We start from the raw sequence: 17716 nt of genomic DNA, 5'->3' as shown, positions 1-17716 counted from the left end.
CCCGCGACGGACTCAACCGTTAGGAGTGGTCATGTCTCGCACACTCGGCGCGCTGGCCGCCGTGGTGATGGGGGTCTCCCTCGTCGCCGCCGCGCCCGCCGCCGCAGCGCACGCGCACGGGTTCCCCTCCGAGTTCCCCCTGCCCGACGGGTTCCTGCCGGAGGGCATCGCGATCGGCTCCGCGCCCACCGCCTACTTCGGGTCGCGCGCCGACGGCGACCTGTTCCGGGTCGACCTCCGCACCGGCCGGGGCGAGGTGTTCAGCCAGGGGCCCGGCACGGCCTCGGTCGGGCTGAAGGTCGACCGGCGCAAGAGGCTGTTCGTGGCCGGCGGCGCCGGCGGTGACGGCCGGGTGGTCGACGCGAGAACCGGAGAGGTCCTCAAGAGCTACGACTTCGCCGAGACCGACACGTTCGTGAACGACGTGGTGATCACCGACGAGGCCGCGTACTTCACCGACTCCCGCAAGTCCGTGCTCTACAAGATCCCTTTTGGCCGGTTCGGGGCGTTGCCCGACTCGCACGTCCCGATTCCGCTCACCGGTGACTTCGTGCTCACGCCGGGCGTGAACAACGCGAACGGCATCGCGGAGACCCCGGACGGCAAAGCGCTGCTGATCGTCCAGAGCAACACCGGTCAACTGCACGAAGTGAGCGAGAAGACCGGGGTGACCCGGGTGGTCGACCTCGGGGGCGAGGTCCTGACCAACGGTGACGGCCTGCTCGTCGAGGGCCGGACCCTGTACGTGGTGCAGAACAGGCTGAACACCATCGCGGTGTTCGCGCTCACCAGGGACGGGACCAGCGGCAGGCTGGTGACCAAGATCACCGACCCGCGGTTCGACGTGCCCACCACGGTCGCCTCGTTCGGTCACCGGCTGTACCTGCCGAACGCCCGCTTCACGACGCCGCCCACCCCCGCGACGACGTACGACGCGGTTTCCGTTCCCAAGGCGTGAAAGTCGAGGGGGTCGATGTCGAGAAGTTCACATCGGCCCCCTGTTCGCGGCATCACTCGACTGGGTAACCTCATCGTCGCGTCGCGCGAGTGATCGCTGTCTCTTCGTAATAATGATCTTCCGGTGTTACCGTTCCGTGGCCGATCGGGTGAAGAAGAGGCAGTGGTCCTAGCGCTGCGTCTGACCTGCCAACGAGGACGAGGCTGCGGAGCGCTGTGAAGCAGAAGAGCACCACGGAGACGAACTACAAGACCATCCGTTCACGGCTCACGGGTGTCGTCGTCGTCCCCAGCATCGTCCTGCTCATCATGTGGGCGCTGTTCTCGTCCTACACCGTCTTCGACGGCTTCTACCTGCGCGCGGTCGCCTCCGGCGTCAAGGACGCCTCGATCCCGGCCGTCCAGTCCTTCGCCGCGATCCAGAAGGAGCGCGAGCTGAGCATGACGGCGCTCAGCCAGCCCGACCGGGGCACCAGCGACCTGGAGGCCCAGCAGCAGGACACCGACCGCGCGGTCACCGAGATGCGCGCCGCGTTCGAGGACCTCGCGTCCTCCGCGCCGCAGGAGATCGTCGACCGGATCAACGCCCTCAACGCGCTGCTCGACCAGCTGCCGCAGCGCCGGTCCGCGCTGGAGGCCGACCGCGCCTCCAAGACCGAGGTCTACTCGTACTACAACAGCGTCCTCGACGCGGGCAACGCGCTGTTCAACGTGCAGGCCCGCATCGTGCCCGACCACCAGTCGGTGCAGAACGCCATCACCGCGGCCGACTACTTCAAGGCCGCCGACTGGATGTCCCGCGCCACCTCGCTCGCCTCGGGCGCGCTCGCCGCGGGCGAGTTCACCCCCGAGGAGCACATCGAGTTCGCGAGCCTGGTCGGCGCCTACCACGCGTCCTACGACTCGATCGCCCCCTACTCCCTGGTGCGCAGCCAGTACCAGGGCATGGTCGACGACGAGCGCTGGAAGCGCCTGGTCGAGTTCGAGAACAGGCTGATCCAGAACGGCGACGACCCGACCGAGGCGGGCTCGCTCCAGGACTGGCAGAACCTCAGCGGCCCCATCTCCGACGACCTGACCGCGCTGGTCAGCGTGCAGGCGTCCGAGGCCGTCAAGATCACCATGGCCCGCGGCGAGAGCAAGTTCCGCACCGTGCTCGTCGGCTCCCTCATCGCCCTGCTCGCGGTGATCATCGGCATCCTGATCGCGATCCACACGTCGAACCGCCTGGTCAACCGCGCCCTGATCACCCGCCTCGCGGCGCTGAAGAAGGACTCGCTGGCCCTGGCCCACGAGCGCCTGCCCGACATCGTCGACCGGCTCCGCGAGGGCAAGCACGTCGACGTCGAGGTCGAGGTCCCGCCGCTCGACTACGGCAGCGACGAGATCGGCCAGGTGGCCGACGCGTTCAACGCCGCCCAGTACACCGCCGTCGCCGCGGCCGTGAAGGAGAGCCAGGCCCGCGAGGGCGTCAACCGGGTCTTCCTCGACATCGCCCACCGCAACCAGGGCCTCGTGCACCGCCAGCTCAAGATCCTCGACAAGCTGGAGCGCGAGGAGGAGAACCCCGAGCAGCTCGACGCGCTCTTCCAGCTCGACCACCTCGCCACCCGCGCCCGCCGCAACGCCGAGAACCTGATCATCCTCGCCGGCGAGCAGCCCGGCCGGCAGTGGCGCAAGCCCGTCCGCCTCCAGGACGTGCTGCGCGCCGCCGTCGCCGAGACCGAGCAGTACGTGCGGGTGAAGGTCAACCCGATCCCCGACACCGCGCTGGTCGGCGCGGCCGTCGCCGACACCATCCACCTCGTCGCCGAGCTGGTCGACAACGCCACCGCGTTCTCCTCGCCGCGCTCCCAGGTGCAGGTCCACGCGAGCGAGGTGCCGCAGGGCATCGTCGTGGAGATCGAGGACCACGGCCTCGGCATCAACCCGGAGGACCGCGAGCAGCACAACGCGATGCTCGCCGACCCGCCGGAGTTCGACGCGATGCGCCTGCGCGGCGAGTCGCGCCTCGGCCTGTTCGTCGTCGCCCGGTTGGCCGCCCGCCGGGGCATCCACGTCGAGCTGCGCGAATCCCCCTACGGCGGCACGCTGGCGCTCGTGCTGATCCCGTCCGCGATCGTCGCGGGACCCACCACGGCGACGGAACCCGCCGAGACGCGGCAGCTCCCGCGCCGCACCTACCACGAGATCCCGGAGCAGGGCGACGACCCAGTGCGAGACGCCAGGTTTCCCGACACCTCCCGAGACCTGGAGGGCTTCTGGGCCCAGGCCGAGGCAGCCGCCAACGCCAAGGCCGACCCGGATCCCCTTCCAGAGGTCGAGCGACTGAGCGGCGGGCTCGACCTGCCGCAGCGCAGCGGCAGCCTGGACCTGTCGCAGCGCAGCGGCGAGCTGGAACTGCCGCAGCGCAAGCGGGCCCCCGAGGAGTGGCCCGTGAACGAAGGCGAACCGGCCGCCGGCACCACCGGTCCCGGCGGCCGACCCGAACTGCCGCGAAGGCGCCGTCAGCAGAACCTGGCGCCCCAGTTGGTGCGCAACGATTTCCACCCTTCGCCCGAACCGCTCACCGAGGTCGATCCCGAGCAGTCCGCCGAGAAGGCCCGCAAGGGCCTGTCGGCGTTCCAACGGGGCACCCGCGACGCCCGCCGGACCTCCGGCGACGACCTCGAACCCTGACCAGCAGCAGTGGCCGGACGACTGGAAACCGGAAAGGCAACCCGATGAACGACATGAGCAGCCAGCACAACGAGCTGAACTGGTTGTTGGATGACCTGGTCAGCCGGGTGGTCGGAGCTCGCCACGCCGTGGTCCTGTCCGCGGACGGTCTGCTGCTGGGCCGTTCACCAGGACTGTCGAAGGACGACTCGGACCACCTGTCGGCGATGGCCTCGGCGTTCCAGAGCCTGGCCCGCGGCACCGGCCGGCACTTCGGCGGTGGTGCCGTGCGGCAGACCATCGTCGAGATGGAGCACGCCTACCTCTTCGTCACCGCCGCCGGCCACGGCGCCTGCCTGGCCGTCCTGGGCGAAGAGGACTCCGACATGGGCATGATCGCCTACGAGATGAACATGCTGGTCAAGCGGGTCGGGACCTACCTGTCGTCGGCGCCGCGCGGCACAGCCGCGGCGAGCCTGCCGACCGCCCGAAGGTCCTCCTGATGCCGCCCCGCGAGGACTGGTGGTACGACGAGGCGGCCGGTCCCCTCGTCCGGCCGTACGCCATGGTGCGCGGCCGCACCCGCCCGTTGCGGCCCGAACTGCACCTGGTGACCCAGGTGCGCGCGATGCCCTCGCCGTCCGACCCGGACGCGTTGTCGGTCGAGCACCTGGAGATCATGGAGCTCTGCCGGCGACCGCTGTCCGTGGCCGAGGTCGCCGCCTACCTCGACGTGCCCCTGGTGGTCGTCAAGGTGCTGTTGAGCGACCTCATCCAGCGCGGTGACGTCGTGGTCCGAGATCCCTCCCGAGTCCCGCAAGTGCCGGACCGGAACCTGCTGCAGGCTGTGCTGGATGGTGTCCGTGGAATCTGAGCGGCCGGGTGGGGAACTGCTGGTCCCCACCCCAGTCAAGATCGTCATCGCCGGGGGGTTCGGCACCGGCAAGACGACGATGGTCAACTCGGTCAGCGAGATACCCCCGCTGCACACCGAGGAGCTGCTCACCGAGGCCGGTGTCGGCGTCGATGACGTGGTCGGGCTGGAGAACAAGGAGACCACCACGGTCGCCCTGGACTTCGGTCGCATCACCATCAGCCAGGAGGTGGTGCTGTACCTGTTCGGCACCCCCGGCCAGAACCGCTTCTGGTTCATGTGGGACGAGCTGGCGTACGGGGCGATCGGCGCGGTGATCCTCGTCGACACCCGGAGGCTGGACAGCAGCTTCCCGTCGATCGACTTCTTCGAGCGGCGCGGCATCCCGTTCATCATCGCCGTGAACTGCTTCGAGGGTGCGCACAACTACGAGGTCGAAGAGGTCCGCAAGGCCCTCGACGTGGACGCCGCCATCCCGCTGGTCCTGTGCGACGCGCGGGACCGGGAGTCGTCGAAGTCGGTGCTGATCAGCCTCATCCAGCACACGATGGACCGGCTCGACGCGATGGCCTGACGAACGGCGATGGCCTGACGAACGGCGGAGGCCCGGCGAACGGCGACGGTCCGACGGGCGCGATGGCCCGACCTACCCGCCCGACCCGCCTGCCCCTGCCTGTCTGCCCACCCGCCTGCCTGCCGGAACGCTGCGCAGGGGTCCCCGCCCGGGGGACCCCTGTTCTTGACGTTACCGGCGGGGGCCGACAATTCCGGTTCCCCGTGCTCACCGCGGCCGGCACCGACCGGCGACGACCTGCGTCAACCGGGGTTCGTGTCACCCGGTGGAGTGGCGTTCCGCCGGGGACCGGAGCATCCTTCGGCTCATGCCGACGACGACAGGACAGGCACGGGAGGACCAGGTCGTCGACCTGGTCTGCGAGCAGCTCTCCGACTTCACGCTGACGCTCCGCGTGGTCGACCGCCCCGACAGCGACAGCGACAGCGACAGCGACAGCGACACCGACCCGGGAACCGACGCCGCCACCGACCCGGTCGACGCGTTCATCGAGGTCGAGGCGGGCGGGACGGGCGAGGTGTGGGCGGCGTGCGTCAGCACGATCACCTACGCGCCCCGCGAGGTGTCCACCGAGCAGTACGTCAGGGACGACTTACCGGAGCGCCTCGACCCGCTCGCCCGGGAGCGCGGGTACGCGGTGCGGGTCGACTGCGTGCTCCCCGACCTCGCCTCCGACGAGGAGTCCCGGCGCTGGGCCGCCGACTACGTGGAGCGGGTGACCGAGGCGGTGCGCAACGCCCTGGCGCTCGGCCCCGGCACGCAGCCCCTGAACGGGGAGGGGTCGATCCACGTGTCCGGGGCGGCGCGGTTCCCGGACGGCAGCCGCGTCGTCGTCACGACCTCGGCGAGTTCGACGGCCGACGTCACCGACCAGGTCCGGCGGAGCCTCGACCCGGCCGTGCGGCCGGAACTCGACCGGCTCGCCGCCGCGCGGGAGCGGGGCGCGCCGACGTTGCTGATCCTCGACCAGGCGTGGGACGAGCGGTCGCCCGTCGTCCCGATCCCGACCTCGTTCACCCTCGGTCCGCTCGGCGAGGAGCGCGCCGGGACGCCGCTGCCCGACGCCGCCGTGCTGGTCCGGCCGGACGGCAGCGTCCAGCCGGTCCACGGCGCGGTCGGCGTCCGGCCGGCCTGACGGGCCCCGCTCAGGTCACGGGTTCCAGGCGGCAGTTGAAGTGGCGCAGCAGGGGCGGGGCGTAGGTCAGGCGGTAGCCGGGCACCCGCCCCGGGTCCTTCGCGATCTCGGCGAGGGTCTCGCCGACGTACTCCAGGTGGCTCTGCGTGTAGACGCGGCGCGGGATGGCCAGGCGGACCAGCTCGTACGGCGCGGGCTTGAGCAGGGCGCCGTCGTCGTCCAGCTCGCCCAGGTAGAGGGAGCCCAGTTCGGCGCAGCGGATGCCGCCCGCCAGGTACAGCTCGGTCGCCAGGGCGAACCCCGGGAACCGCGCCGGCGGGAGGTGGGGCAGCAGGCGGCCCGCGTTGAGGTACACGGCGTGCACGCCGGTCGGGCGCACGCTGTCCACGCCGGCGGCGGCGGCGAGGTCCGCCACGTACGCCGTGGCCTCCGCCCGCGCCCGCAGGTACGACGGTTCGGTGACCTCCAGCAGGCCCTGGGCGAGCATCTCCAGGTCGCGGCCGGAGAGACCGCCGTAGGTGCGGAACCCCTCGGTGGCGATGAGCAGCAGCTCGCACTTCTGCGCCAGCTCGGGGTCGTTCACCGCGAGCAGCCCGCCGATGTGGACGATCGCGTCCTTCTTCAGGCTCGCCACGCAGCCGTCGGCCAGCCGGAACGCCTCCCGGGCCACCTCGCGCGGCGTGCGGTCGGCGTAGCCGGGTTCCCGCTGGGTGACGAACCAGGCGTTCTCGGCGAACCGCGCGGCGTCGAGGATGAACGGCACGCCGTGGCGCCGGGCGAGCGCCGCGGCGGCCTTGAGGTTCGCCATCGACACCGGCTGGCCGCCGCCGCCGTTGTTGGTGATGGTCATCAGCACCTGGGCGACGTCCCGCGGCCCGGAGAGCACGGCCTCCAGCGCGTCCAGGTCGATGTCGCCCTTGAACGGCGCGTCGCTGTCGAGGTCCCCGGCGGCCCGGCACGGCAGGTCGAGGGCCTGGCCGCCGAGGATCTCGACGTTCGCCCGCGTCGTGTCGAAGTGGGTGTTGCTCACGCTGACCGAGCCGGGCTTGACCAGCGCGGTGAACAGGATCCGCTCGGCCGCGCGGCCCTGGTGCACGGGCCACAGGTGCGCGTAGCCGGTGAGGTCCTCGACCACCTCGCGGAACCGGTAGTAGGAGCGCGCGCCCGCGTAGGTCTCATCACCGCGCATCCCGGCCGACTGCTGCTCGGCCGACAGGGCACCGGTGCCCGAGTCGCTGAGCAGGTCGATCGTCACGTCGGTGGCGGCGAGGTTGAACGGGTTGTACCCGGCGGCGGCGAGCGCCCGCTCGCGGTGCTCTCGCGTGGTGATCGGGATGGGCTCCACGACCTTGATGCGGTACGGCTCCATGATGGGCACTGCTCGCCTCCTAGACAGCGAGGCTGACCGGGCGCGGGGACGCGACGCCGTACGCCTCGGACGACAGGTACACGGTGATGCCGGGGCGCGGCCTGCCCATGCGCAGCGACACGTGCGCGATCAGGCCGACGCCCTCGTCGAGCCGGCGGCGGGTGACGGCGCGCAGGGCGTTGTCGAACGGGGTGGGGTCCAGGTCGTACTTCGCCATCACCCGCAGCACGCGCCTGCGCGCCTCCTCGTCGTCCGCGACGTAGTCCCGGATCGGCACGTACAGGGAATAACCGCTGGGTGCGCCGACGTCGCCGTCGAGGAACGTGTAGCTGGATATCAACGGGCGCTCGTCGAACGTCTCGGTGCTGCCGCCGGTGAGCAGGCAGAAATCGGGCACCCTGTCCACATCCACGCCGTGCGCGGCTTTGGCGGCGCGCGTGACTTCGGTTACCCCCGCGGACCGGTGCGACACGTACACCTTGACGCGCGCCCGGCGCGGGTCCACCAGGTCGAGGGCGAAGAAGGAATACCTGTCGAGCCCGGGCCGGGTCACCGCGTGGTCGCGCAGCACCGGGAAACCGGCGGCGAAACCGGTACGCCCGAGAGCTTCCCGGACCAATCCCTCGGCGGCGTCCTCACCACGTACTTCAGGGTTGAAGTACACCTTCACGGCGGGCTGTTCGCCGGCGCGGAACACCAGTGAGTACCAGAACGCGAAATCGCTTTCCGGGTGCTCGGGGAGGAACAGGTCGCGCACGGCGTCGAAGCGGGTCGTGTCGAGGTCCTCCCGGCGCCGGACCCGGTCGAGCGCGTCGAGCGCGGCCGAGACGTTGGCCGACCTGGACGGCCTGGTGGCGCTGGTCTCGACGATCGCGCGGACGGTCGGGGGCTCGTCCGCCTCGAAGGCCGTGGAGAACTCGACGGGGGTGTGGTCGTCGGCCACGTCGGAGGGCCACGCCGGGCTGCCGGAAAGCGGTCGGAGGCCGCCGGGACCCAGGGTGTCCGCGAGCAGGCCGACGGACTTCACGGTGTTTTCGGTGATGCCCACAGAATGCAGGATCGCGCTCAGCTGGCGGCCTGTGAAATCGCGTACGGAAACGTTTTGAGGGTCCAAGGCAGGCTTCTCCTCGTGGGGTGCGAACCGAAAGTTACGCTAGGCGAAGCAATCTTGTCCACCAGGCGGCCGTAGCGTGACGTAGCGCACTCTAAGGGCACGTCACAGTCGCTGTCGATCAGGGTGGTGCCCGTTGGGAACGGTAATCAAGACTGCTCCGAACGGCCTATTGACTGGACCGCCGTCAGTCTTTCGCACCAATGCGCCGACGATCTTCGATGACAGATCGTGGCATTTTGTGGGCCGTTCCGCGCGGGATACGGTCGAGCGTTCACCGTGATTGGCCCCGGGCCATTCAAGACACTTCTGTTAATTGTTCCCCGAGTCGCCGCCGCGCCCGGCCGACCGCGGTGTGGTACGGCGGCCCCCGGTGCGCGGACGGCCCCCGGTGCGCGGACGGCCCCCGGTGCGCGGACGGCCCCCGGTGCGCGGACGGGGCCGCCGATCCGCGGATCGACGGCCCCGTCGGAGGGGGTCAGGACGCGTAGACGTGGAACCCGCGCCCGCTCTTCTTGCCCAGCAGGCCCGCGTCCACCATGCGCAGCAGCAGCGGCGGCGGGGAGTACAGCGGCTCCTTGAACTCCTCGTACATCGACTCGGCGATGGCCTTGGTCGTGTCCAGGCCGATCAGGTCGGCCAGGCGCAGCGGGCCCATCGGGTGCGCGCAGCCCAGCACCATGCCGTTGTCGATGTCCTCCGCGCTGGCGAACCCGGACTCCAGCATCCGGATCGACGACAGCAGGTAGGGGATCAGCAGGGCGTTCACCACGAACCCGGCCCGGTCCTGCGAGCGGATGACCTCCTTGTGCAGGACGCCGGTCACGAACGCCTCGGCGCGGGCCTTCGTCTGCTCGCCCGTCAGCAGCGACGGCACCAGCTCCACGAGCTTCAGCACCGGCACCGGGTTGAAGAAGTGCACGCCGATGACCTGCTCCGGCCGGCTGGTCGCCATGCCCAGCTTCATGATCGGGATCGACGAGGTGTTCGACGCGAAGATCGCGTCCCGGTCGACGACCACCTTGTCCACGGTCGCGAAGATCTCGGTCTTGACCTGCTCGTTCTCGGCGACGGCCTCCACGACCAGGTTCCGGTCGGCGAAGTCGGCGAGGTCGGTGGTGAACCGCAGGCGCTCCAGTGCGGCGTCCCGGTCCTCGGTGGACAGCTTGCCGCTGCGCACCCCCCGGCCGAGCGACGAGGCGATCCGCCCGCGCGCGGCCTCCGTGGCGTCCGGGCTGACCTCGGCGACCAGCACGTCGAGGCCGGCGCGGGCGCAGACCTCGGCGATGCCGGACCCCATCAGGCCCGAGCCCACCACTCCAACACGTTGAATGTCACTCACGCCCCGATCCTGCCAGGGCGCCCGCGGGCGGGCACGGGGCGCACCCCGCGGGCCGGTTCCTCGACGCCCTGCTCACGGAGGTCCGCCGCCGACCCGCCGGCCCGCCCGCGCCGCCGGCCCGCCGCGCCGCCGACCCGTCGTCACTGGTGCAGGCCGAACTCCTGCGTCCAGTACGTCCGCCCGCCCGCGTCGGTGGTGAACGCGACGCCCAGGTCGCGCAGCTCGCAGTTCAGGATGTTGGCGCGGTGGCCCTCGCTGGCCATCCACGAGCCCACGACCTCCTCGGCCGTGCCCTGGCCCATCGCGATGTTCTCCGCCGTGGTGCGGTAGGTGTAGCCGGCCTCGGTGACGCGCTGCGCGGGCGTGCTGCCGTCCACGCCGGTGTGGCTGAAGTTGCCGGTGCGCGCCATCTCGTCGTTGTGCCGCTTCGCGGCCGCGCCCAGCTGCGCGTTGGCGGTCAGCGCGGGGCAGCCGACCGCGGCCCGCTCGCCGTTGGTCAGCGAGAGCACCTGCTCCTCGGAGCTCGGCGCCGCGGTCGCCGTGCCGGTGGTCACGGCGGCGGTCGAGAGCAGTGCCGCGGCGGCGATACCGGCGGCGAACGTCCTGGCGGTCATGGCCCTACCTCCTCACCCGGTGGCACCCGTGGTCAGGGGGTTCCCGTCGCGGACGGTGAGCGAAAGTCCACCTTCGGGTGGAGTCGGGTGGCGGTGAGGGGGGAACCGCCACCCGACCTCCGATCAGTCCCTCAGCTCCTCCTCGGCCTGCGCGATGGCCGCGAACTCCTCCTCCGGCGCGGACGCCACCAGGTGGTGCCGGCTGTAGAACCAGAAGTAGGCCAGCGCCACCACGACGATGCCCGCGGTGATCCCGGCGGCCACCTCGTCGACGAAGAACGTGGCCACGACCGCCGCCACCGCCAAGACCAGCGCCACGCCCGTGGTGACCGCGCCGCCCGGCGTCCGGTACGGCCGCTCCAGGTCGGGCTCGCGGACCCGGAGCACGATGTGGGACACCATCATCAGCACGTAGGACAGCGCCGCGCCGAACACCGCGATGTTGATGAGCACCGCGCCGTCGCGGGTGATCGCCGCCAGCGCGAACCCGATCGCGCCGGGCACGATCAGCGCCAGGTACGGCGTCTTGCGCTTGCCGGTGCGCGACAGCCAGCGCGGCAGGTACCCGGCGCGCGAGAGCGCGAACAGCTGCCGCGAGTAGGCGAAGATCAGCGAGAAGAAGCTCGCCACCAGGCCGGCCAGACCGACGTAGTTCACGACCTGGGCGAGGAGGTTGTCCCCGCCGTAGGCCGCGCGCACCGCCGCGGGCAGCGGGTTGTCCGACGCCTTCAGCGCCTCCGACCCGGCGCCGCCCGCCGCGAACACCAGGATGGCCGCGGCGAACACCAGCAGCACGGCCATCGCCGCGATGATGCCGCGCGGCATGTCCCGCTTCGGGTCGCGCGCCTCCTCCGCGGCCACCGGGACGCCCTCGACGCCGAGGAAGAACCAGATCGCGAACACCAGCGCGGCCAGCACGCCCGTGACGCCGAACGGGAGGAACGAGTCGCCCTCGGCGAGGTCGAACAGCTTGGCCGGCTCGAACTTCGGGATCATCCCCACCACGAACACGACGAGCGCCACGACCGCGACGCCGGTGATGGCGAACATCAGCCGCAGCGCCTCGCCCACGCCGTAGAGGTGCACGCCGATGAAGATCACGAAGCACGCCAGGTACACCGGCCACGAGCTGGTGAGCCCGAACAGCCCGAGCGTCTCCACGTACCCCCCGATGAACACCGCGATCGCCGCCGGCGCCATGGCGTACTCGATGAGGACGGCCACGCCGGTGGCGAACCCGCCGAGCGGTCCGAGGGCGCGGCGCGCGAAGCCGTACCCGCCGCCCGCCACGGGCAGCGCCGAGGCCATCTCCGCCAGGCCGAACACCATGCACGCGTACATGAGGCCCATGAGGACCGTCGCGATGAGCAGCCCGCCCCAGCCGCCCTGGGCGAGGCCGAAGTTCCAGCCGGCGAAGTCGCCGGAGATGACGTAGGAGACACCCAGGCCCGCCAGCAGCACCCACCCCGCCGCGCCCCGCTTCAGCTGGCGTTGCTCCAGGTAGTCGCTGCCCACCTTCTCGTATTCGACGTGCTTGGCCATCGACGCTCCCTAATGGGTCAGTCGCGTTCCTTTGAAGGGGATTTGAGGGTGGCGTGGGCCACTCGATGGTGTCAAGATTGGTGCGTCCAATGGTTCGCTGCCATACCTTTGGAGGTACTGCCGATGCTTGCCGTCGAGGAGTTGCGCGTGCTCGTGGACAGCGGCGAGATCGACACGGTGCTGGTCGCCGTCGTCGACATGCAGGGCCGCCTCCAGGGCAAGCGCTGCGCCGCGCGCTACTTCGTCGACGAGGTGATGGAGCACACCGCCGAGGGCTGCGACTACCTGCTCGCCGTGGACGTCGAGATGAACACCGTCGAGGGCTACGCCTCGTCCTCCTGGGACAGCGGCTACGGCGACCTCGTCATGCGCCCCGACCTGTCCACGCTGCGCCGCGTGCCGTGGCACGAGGGCACCGCCCTGGTCATGTGCGACATCGTGACGGAGGACGACGAACCCGTCGCCGTCTCGCCCCGGCAGATCCTCCGCAGGCAGCTCGACCGGCTCGCCGAGCGCGGGCTGACCGCGTTCGTGGGCACCGAGCTGGAGTTCATCGTCTTCGACACCACCTTCGAGGAAGCCTGGAACAGCGGCTACCGCGACCTCGTCCCGGCCAACCAGTACAACGTGGACTACTCGCTGCTGGGCACCGGGCGCATCGAGCCGCTGCTGCGCGCCATCCGCAACCACATGACCGGCGCGGGCATGGTCGTGGAGTCCGCCAAGGGCGAGTGCAACCCCGGCCAGCACGAGATCGCGTTCCGCTACACCGAGGCCCTGGCGACCTGCGACAACCACAGCATCTACAAGACCGGCGCCAAGGAGATCGCGGCGCAGCACGGCAAGTCGCTCACGTTCATGGCCAAGTACGACGAGCGCGAGGGCAGCTCCTGCCACATCCACCTGAGCCTGCGCGACGCCGACGGCGAGCCGGTGTTCGCCGAGGGCCGGGGCATGTCCAAGCTCATGGAGCACTTCATGGCCGGCCAGCTCGCCGGCCTGCGCGAGCTGACCTGCTTCCTCGCCCCGAACATCAACTCCTACAAGCGGTTCGCGCGCGGCAGCTTCGCGCCGACCGCCGTGGCGTGGGGGCGGGACAACCGGACGTGCTCGCTGCGCGTGGTCGGCCGCGGCCACGGGCTGCGGTTCGAGAACCGCGTGCCGGGCGCCGACGTGAACCCGTACCTCGCGGTGGCCGCGCTGATCGCGGCCGGCCTGCACGGCGTGGACAACGAGCTGCCGCTGGAGGAGGAGTTCACCGGCAACGCCTACGCCTCCGACCGCCCCACCGTGCCCACCACGCTGCGCGACGCCGCGTCCCTGCTGGCCCGCAGCGAGATCGCGCGCGACGCGTTCGGGCAGGACGTGGTCGACCACTACCTCAACGCCGCCAGGGTCGAGCTGGCCGCGTTCGACTCCGCCGTGACCGACTGGGAGCGCATCCGTGGCTTCGAACGGCTGTAGGCCGCTCATCGGCGTCAGCACCTACCTCGAACGGACGAAGTTCGGCGTCTGGGACGTGGAGGCGGCCGTCCTGCACCGCGACTACCTCGACTCGGTGGTGCGCGCGGGCGGCAACCCCGTGCTGCTGCCGCCCGTCGGGCACTGGGACGCGGACGCCATCGGCTTCCTCGACGGCCTGGTGCTGGCGGGCGGCGCGGACCTCGACCCGGCGCTGTACGGGCGACCGCGCGACCCGCGCACCGGGCCGCCCCGCCCCGAGCGGGACGCCGCCGAGCTGACCCTCGCCCGCGCCGCGCTCAAGCTGGACCTGCCGCTGCTGGCCGTGTGCCGGGGGATGCAGGTGCTCAACGTCGCGCTCGGCGGCACCCTGGTGCAGCACGTCGACGGCCACAGCCCGGGGCCCGGCGTGTTCGAGCACACCGGCATCGCCGTCGCGCCCGGCACGCTGCTCTCCGGCGTCGTCGGCCCGGCCACGACCGTCCACTGCCACCACCACCAGGCCCTGGACGCCGTCGGCGACGGCCTGCGGATCACCGCGACCGCGCCCGACGGCACCGCGGAGGCCGTGGAGCTGCCGGGCACGCGGTTCGTGCTCGGCGTGCAGTCGCACCCGGAGGCCGACAGCGAGGACGACCGGTTGTTCGCCGCCCTGGTGGCGGCGTGCGGGGACGGAGGAGTGGCATGACCGCGTTCGACGTGATCGACCCGGCCACCGAGGAGGTGGTCCGCTCGGTGCCCCTGACCTCCCTGGAGGAGACCGACGAGGCCGTCGACCGGGCGTCGCGGGCGCTGCCCGCGTGGCGCGCCGTGGCCCCGGGCGACCGGGCCCGGCTGCTGCGCCGCTTCGCGGAGGCCGTCGACGGCGCGGTCGAGGAGCTGGCCGCGCTGGAGGTGCGCAACTCCGGGCACACCATCGGCAACGCGCGGTGGGAGGCGGGCAACGTCCGCGACGTCCTGCACTACTACTCGGCCGCGCCGGAACGCCTGTTCGGCAGGCAGATCCCGGTGCCCGGCGGGCTGAACGTGACCTTCCAGGAGCCGGTGGGCGTCGTCGGCGTGATCGTGCCGTGGAACTTCCCGATGCCCATCGCCGGGTGGGGCTTCGCGCCCGCGCTGGCCGCCGGGAACACCGTCGTGCTCAAACCCGCCGAGCTGACCCCGCTCACCGCCCTGCGCCTGGCCGAGCTGGCCAGGGACGCGGGCGTCCCCGAGGACGTGTTCCAGGTGCTGCCGGGCTCGGGACCGGTCGTGGGGCAGCGGTTCGTCACGCACCCCGCCGTGCGCAAGGTCGTGTTCACCGGCTCCACCCGGGTCGGCAAGCAGGTCATGGCCGGGTGCGCCGAGCACGTCAAGCGGGTCACGCTGGAGCTGGGCGGCAAGTCCGCGAACATCGTCTTCGACGACGCCGACCTGGAGCGGGCCGCCGCGACCGCGCCGTACGGGGTGTTCGACAACGCGGGCCAGGACTGCTGCGCCCGGTCGCGCATCCTCGTGCAGGCGTCGGTCTACGACCGGTTCATGGAGCTGCTCGAACCCGCCGTGCGCGGCGTGGTCGTCGGCGCGCCCGGCGACGAGGCCACCGAGATGGGGCCGCTGATCTCCGCCGCGCACCGCGACAAGGTCGCCTCCTACGTGCCGCCCGACGCGCCCGTCGCGTTCCGCGGCACCGCGCCGTCCGGGCCGGGGTTCTGGTTCCCGCCGACCGTCCTCGCGCCGGTCTCGCCCACCGACCCGGTGGTCCGCGAGGAGGTGTTCGGACCCGTCGTGGCCGTGCTGCCGTTCACCGACGAGGAGGACGCCGTGCGGCTGGCCAACGACAGCGACTTCGGGCTGTCCGGCTCGATCTGGACCCGGGACGTGGGCCGCGCGCTGCGCGTGTCGCGGGCCGTCGAGGCCGGGAACCTCTCCGTGAACTCTCACTCGTCCGTGCGGTACTGGACGCCGTTCGGCGGGTTCAAGCAGTCCGGGCTGGGCCGCGAGCTGGGGCCGGACGCCCTCGACGCGTTCACCGAGACCAAGAACGTCTTCATCGCGCACTGAACTCCGAGACCGCGGGAGAGAGCACATGGTTCAGCGACTTGAGGGCCGGGTCGCCGTCGTCACCGGCGGCGGCAGCGGGATCGGCCTGGCCTCGGCGCGGCGACTCGCGTCGGAGGGCGCGCGGGTCGTCGTCGCCGACGTCGACGGCGACGCGGGCAAGGCGGCGGCCGACGAGGTGTCCGGCCTGTTCGTGCAGGTCGACGTGACCGACGAGGAGCAGGTGGCGGCGCTGTTCCAGACCGCCGTGGACACCTGGGGCTCGCTCGACGTCGCGTTCAACAACGCGGGCATCTCGCCGCCCGACGACGACTCGATCCTCACCACCGGCATCGAGGCGTGGGACCGGGTGCAGAAGGTGAACCTCACCTCGGTGTACCTGTGCTGCAAGTACGCCATCCCGCACATGCTCGCGCAGGGCCGGGGATCGGTGATCAACACCGCGTCGTTCGTGGCCACGATGGGCGCGGCCACGTCGCAGATCTCCTACACCGCGTCCAAGGGCGGCGTGCTCGCCATGAGCCGCGAGCTGGGCGTGCAGTTCGCCCGCCAGGGGGTGCGCGTCAACGCCCTGTCGCCCGGACCGGTGAACACGCCGCTGCTGCGCGAGCTGTTCGCCAAGGACCCGGAGCGGGCCGCGCGGCGGCTGGTGCACGTGCCGCTCGGGCGGTTCGCCGAACCCGAGGAGATCGCCGCCGCGGTGGCGTTCCTGGCCAGCGACGACTCGTCGTTCGTCACCGCGTCGAACTTCCTCGTGGACGGCGGGATCGCCGGTGCCTACGTGACCCCGCTGTGACCCCGCTGGCGGACGCGTTGTTCCGCCCCGTGCGGGCGGGCAACGCGTTCGAGGAGACCGTGGAGCGGCTCATGCAGGCCATCCGGCTCGGCGCGGTCGGGCCGGGGGAGCGGCTGCCCGCCGAGCGGGAGCTGGCGCAGCGGCTGGGCGTGAGCCGGGTGACGCTGCGCGAGGCGATCCGGTCGTTGCAGGACGCCGGGTTCGTCGAGTCGCGGCGCGGGCGGTACGGCGGCACGTTCGTCACCGCGTCCGTGCCGGCCGTGCCGTCCGGGCGCCAGGTGCCGGCGGGTGAGCTGCTGGACGCCGTGACGCTGCGGTCGGTGCTGGAGAGCGGCGCGGCGGAGTGCGCGGCGGGGCGGTCGCTGGGCGCCGTGGAGCGGCGCGACCTGCTGTCGCGGCTGGCGGAGTGCCGGGACGCCCCGCTGGAGGAGTACCGGCGCAAGGACTCGCGGCTGCACCTGGCCATCGCGGAGGCGGCCGGGTCGGCGTCGCTCACGGCGGCGGTCGCGGACGTCCGGATGCGGGTCAACGAGCTGCTGGACCGCATCCCGCTGCTGCCGCCCAACCTCGCGCACTCCAACGAGCAGCACGAGGTGATCGTGGCGCAGATCCTGGCCGGCGACGCCGAGGCGGCGCGGAGGGCCATGGCCGAGCACCTGGACGGGACGGCCCTGCTGCTGCGCGGCTTCCTGACGTAGCGGCAGGGCCGTCCGGGTCAGCGCTCGCCCCCGCGACCGGGCCCCCGCTCACCCCGCTCGCCACCCCTCCGGTCGCCCCTCCAGTCGCCGCCCCTGCCGTCGCCCCGGTCGTCGAACCGCGAGTGCCCGGGCCGGTCGACCCCGGCGCGGACCCGCGGCCCGTCGCGGTCGAGGAGGGCCACGGCCCCGCCCCCGAGGACCAGGCCGAGCAGACCGACTGCGACCAACTGGGTGGCGCGGTGGCGGACGAACCCCCGCACCCGCCCCCGGCGCACCGGCGCGACCGGTAGGGCCCGTGCCTGCTCGACCGTCGGCCGCTCCGCCGCGGCCTCGACCGGCTCCGCGGGTGCCGACGGCGTGACGGGCTGTTGTCCCGGTGTGGTGGGTTGCTGCGGTTCCGACATGGCGGGCCCCCTGCTCTCTCCGTGCGTGGTGGCCCCAGCCTCCGTCACCGACCTGTGCCACCCCTGTGCCACCGCTGTCGATCCCCTGAGACTCCCCAACGTCACCAACTTCTAACCCAAAGTAACCAACCAGCCAAAGCC

The 17716-nt window shown here is 71.7% G+C and carries 17 protein-coding genes; 11 read left to right on the top strand and 6 right to left on the bottom strand.

Going from position 1 to position 17716, the window contains the following annotated elements; all coding sequences use genetic code 11:
• The first annotated feature begins 31 nt into the window (after positions 1-31).
• The 6 genes from ACRAKJ_RS29980 (at position 32) to ACRAKJ_RS29955 (ending at position 6198) form a co-directional block, all read left to right on the top strand.
• The gene (locus ACRAKJ_RS29980) at positions 32-958 is read left to right on the top strand and encodes an SMP-30/gluconolactonase/LRE family protein (RefSeq protein WP_438920910.1); all 927 of its coding nucleotides are present in this window, start codon (positions 32-34) and stop codon (positions 956-958) included.
• A 215-nt stretch (positions 959-1173) separates the two neighbouring features.
• Positions 1174-3636, top strand: a complete 2463-nt coding sequence (locus tag ACRAKJ_RS29975) for a nitrate- and nitrite sensing domain-containing protein (RefSeq protein WP_438920911.1) — start codon at positions 1174-1176, stop codon at positions 3634-3636.
• Between the two features lie 44 nt (positions 3637-3680).
• Positions 3681-4118, top strand: a complete 438-nt coding sequence (locus ACRAKJ_RS29970) for a roadblock/LC7 domain-containing protein (RefSeq protein WP_438920912.1) — start codon at positions 3681-3683, stop codon at positions 4116-4118.
• Positions 4118-4489, top strand: a complete 372-nt coding sequence (locus ACRAKJ_RS29965) for a DUF742 domain-containing protein (RefSeq protein ID WP_438920913.1) — start codon at positions 4118-4120, stop codon at positions 4487-4489. The genes ACRAKJ_RS29970 and ACRAKJ_RS29965 overlap by 1 nt, the downstream gene beginning before the upstream one ends.
• On the top strand, positions 4470-5063 hold the full coding sequence (locus tag ACRAKJ_RS29960) for an ATP/GTP-binding protein (protein WP_438920914.1): 594 nt from the start codon (positions 4470-4472) through the stop codon (positions 5061-5063). Before ACRAKJ_RS29965 ends, ACRAKJ_RS29960 begins: the two co-directional genes overlap by 20 nt.
• A gap of 307 nt (positions 5064-5370) precedes the next feature.
• A complete protein-coding gene (locus ACRAKJ_RS29955) occupies positions 5371-6198 on the top strand; it encodes a hypothetical protein (RefSeq protein ID WP_438920915.1) in 828 nt (275 codons plus the stop codon).
• Between the two features lie 10 nt (positions 6199-6208).
• On the opposite strand, the gene ACRAKJ_RS29950 is transcribed toward ACRAKJ_RS29955, so the two are convergent.
• The 5 genes from ACRAKJ_RS29950 to eat all read right to left on the bottom strand — a co-directional run bounded on the left by ACRAKJ_RS29950 (position 6209) and on the right by eat (position 12176).
• Positions 6209-7567 (bottom strand): tryptophanase, encoded by a 1359-nt coding sequence (locus ACRAKJ_RS29950; protein ID WP_438920929.1) that lies wholly within the window; start codon positions 7565-7567, stop codon positions 6209-6211.
• A gap of 19 nt (positions 7568-7586) precedes the next feature.
• A complete protein-coding gene (locus tag ACRAKJ_RS29945) occupies positions 7587-8615 on the bottom strand; it encodes a tryptophan dimethylallyltransferase family protein (RefSeq protein ID WP_438920916.1) in 1029 nt (342 codons plus the stop codon).
• A 541-nt stretch (positions 8616-9156) separates the two neighbouring features.
• Complete coding sequence (locus ACRAKJ_RS29940; RefSeq protein WP_438920917.1) at positions 9157-10020, bottom strand: 3-hydroxybutyryl-CoA dehydrogenase; 864 nt, start codon at positions 10018-10020, stop codon at positions 9157-9159.
• 140 nt (positions 10021-10160) lie between these two features.
• Positions 10161-10634, bottom strand: coding sequence for a CAP domain-containing protein (locus tag ACRAKJ_RS29935; protein ID WP_438920918.1), 474 nt, complete (start codon positions 10632-10634; stop codon positions 10161-10163).
• 123 nt (positions 10635-10757) lie between these two features.
• Positions 10758-12176 (bottom strand): ethanolamine permease, encoded by a 1419-nt coding sequence (gene eat, locus ACRAKJ_RS29930; RefSeq protein ID WP_438920919.1) that lies wholly within the window; start codon positions 12174-12176, stop codon positions 10758-10760.
• A gap of 123 nt (positions 12177-12299) precedes the next feature.
• On the opposite strand from eat, the gene ACRAKJ_RS29925 reads away from it, so the two are divergent.
• Genes ACRAKJ_RS29925 through ACRAKJ_RS29905 form a run of 5 tightly spaced genes read left to right on the top strand, consistent with a single transcriptional unit; the run spans position 12300 to position 17171 of the window.
• Complete coding sequence (locus ACRAKJ_RS29925; RefSeq protein WP_438920920.1) at positions 12300-13640, top strand: glutamine synthetase family protein; 1341 nt, start codon at positions 12300-12302, stop codon at positions 13638-13640.
• Positions 13621-14325 (top strand): gamma-glutamyl-gamma-aminobutyrate hydrolase family protein, encoded by a 705-nt coding sequence (locus ACRAKJ_RS29920; protein WP_438920921.1) that lies wholly within the window; start codon positions 13621-13623, stop codon positions 14323-14325. The genes ACRAKJ_RS29925 and ACRAKJ_RS29920 overlap by 20 nt, the downstream gene beginning before the upstream one ends.
• Positions 14322-15680 carry an aldehyde dehydrogenase family protein gene (locus tag ACRAKJ_RS29915; protein ID WP_438920922.1) on the top strand — a complete coding sequence of 453 codons (1359 nt, stop codon included), beginning with the start codon at positions 14322-14324 and terminating at the stop codon, positions 15678-15680. Before ACRAKJ_RS29920 ends, ACRAKJ_RS29915 begins: the two co-directional genes overlap by 4 nt.
• A 25-nt stretch (positions 15681-15705) precedes the next feature.
• Positions 15706-16473, top strand: coding sequence for a 3-oxoacyl-ACP reductase (locus tag ACRAKJ_RS29910; protein WP_438920923.1), 768 nt, complete (start codon positions 15706-15708; stop codon positions 16471-16473).
• On the top strand, positions 16470-17171 hold the full coding sequence (locus tag ACRAKJ_RS29905; protein WP_438920924.1) for a GntR family transcriptional regulator: 702 nt from the start codon (positions 16470-16472) through the stop codon (positions 17169-17171). Before ACRAKJ_RS29910 ends, ACRAKJ_RS29905 begins: the two co-directional genes overlap by 4 nt.
• A 17-nt stretch (positions 17172-17188) precedes the next feature.
• Here ACRAKJ_RS29905 and ACRAKJ_RS29900 read toward each other — a convergent pair whose 3' ends face one another.
• Positions 17189-17575: a hypothetical protein gene (locus tag ACRAKJ_RS29900; RefSeq protein ID WP_438920925.1), complete on the bottom strand. Its 387-nt coding sequence runs from the start codon at positions 17573-17575 to the stop codon at positions 17189-17191.
• Positions 17576-17716 lie beyond the last annotated feature (141 nt).

Source organism: Saccharothrix sp. DSM 118769, from assembly GCF_052936295.1.
This window is presented reverse-complemented; position numbering and strand designations above follow the sequence as displayed.

Coding starts and splice junctions, on each gene's coding strand:
- ACRAKJ_RS29970 (WP_438920912.1), top strand. CDS start 3,681: ATGAACGACATGAGCAGCCAGCACAACGAGCTGAACTGGTTGTTGGAT.
- ACRAKJ_RS29955 (WP_438920915.1), top strand. CDS start 5,371: ATGCCGACGACGACAGGACAGGCACGGGAGGACCAGGTCGTCGACCTG.
- ACRAKJ_RS29910 (WP_438920923.1), top strand. CDS start 15,706: ATGGTTCAGCGACTTGAGGGCCGGGTCGCCGTCGTCACCGGCGGCGGC.
- ACRAKJ_RS29915 (WP_438920922.1), top strand. CDS start 14,322: ATGACCGCGTTCGACGTGATCGACCCGGCCACCGAGGAGGTGGTCCGC.
- ACRAKJ_RS29965 (WP_438920913.1), top strand. CDS start 4,118: ATGCCGCCCCGCGAGGACTGGTGGTACGACGAGGCGGCCGGTCCCCTC.
- ACRAKJ_RS29950 (WP_438920929.1), bottom strand. CDS start 7,567: ATGGAGCCGTACCGCATCAAGGTCGTGGAGCCCATCCCGATCACCACG.
- eat (WP_438920919.1), bottom strand. CDS start 12,176: ATGGCCAAGCACGTCGAATACGAGAAGGTGGGCAGCGACTACCTGGAG.
- ACRAKJ_RS29900 (WP_438920925.1), bottom strand. CDS start 17,575: ATGTCGGAACCGCAGCAACCCACCACACCGGGACAACAGCCCGTCACG.
- ACRAKJ_RS29960 (WP_438920914.1), top strand. CDS start 4,470: ATGGTGTCCGTGGAATCTGAGCGGCCGGGTGGGGAACTGCTGGTCCCC.
- ACRAKJ_RS29935 (WP_438920918.1), bottom strand. CDS start 10,634: ATGACCGCCAGGACGTTCGCCGCCGGTATCGCCGCCGCGGCACTGCTC.
- ACRAKJ_RS29980 (WP_438920910.1), top strand. CDS start 32: ATGTCTCGCACACTCGGCGCGCTGGCCGCCGTGGTGATGGGGGTCTCC.
- ACRAKJ_RS29925 (WP_438920920.1), top strand. CDS start 12,300: ATGCTTGCCGTCGAGGAGTTGCGCGTGCTCGTGGACAGCGGCGAGATC.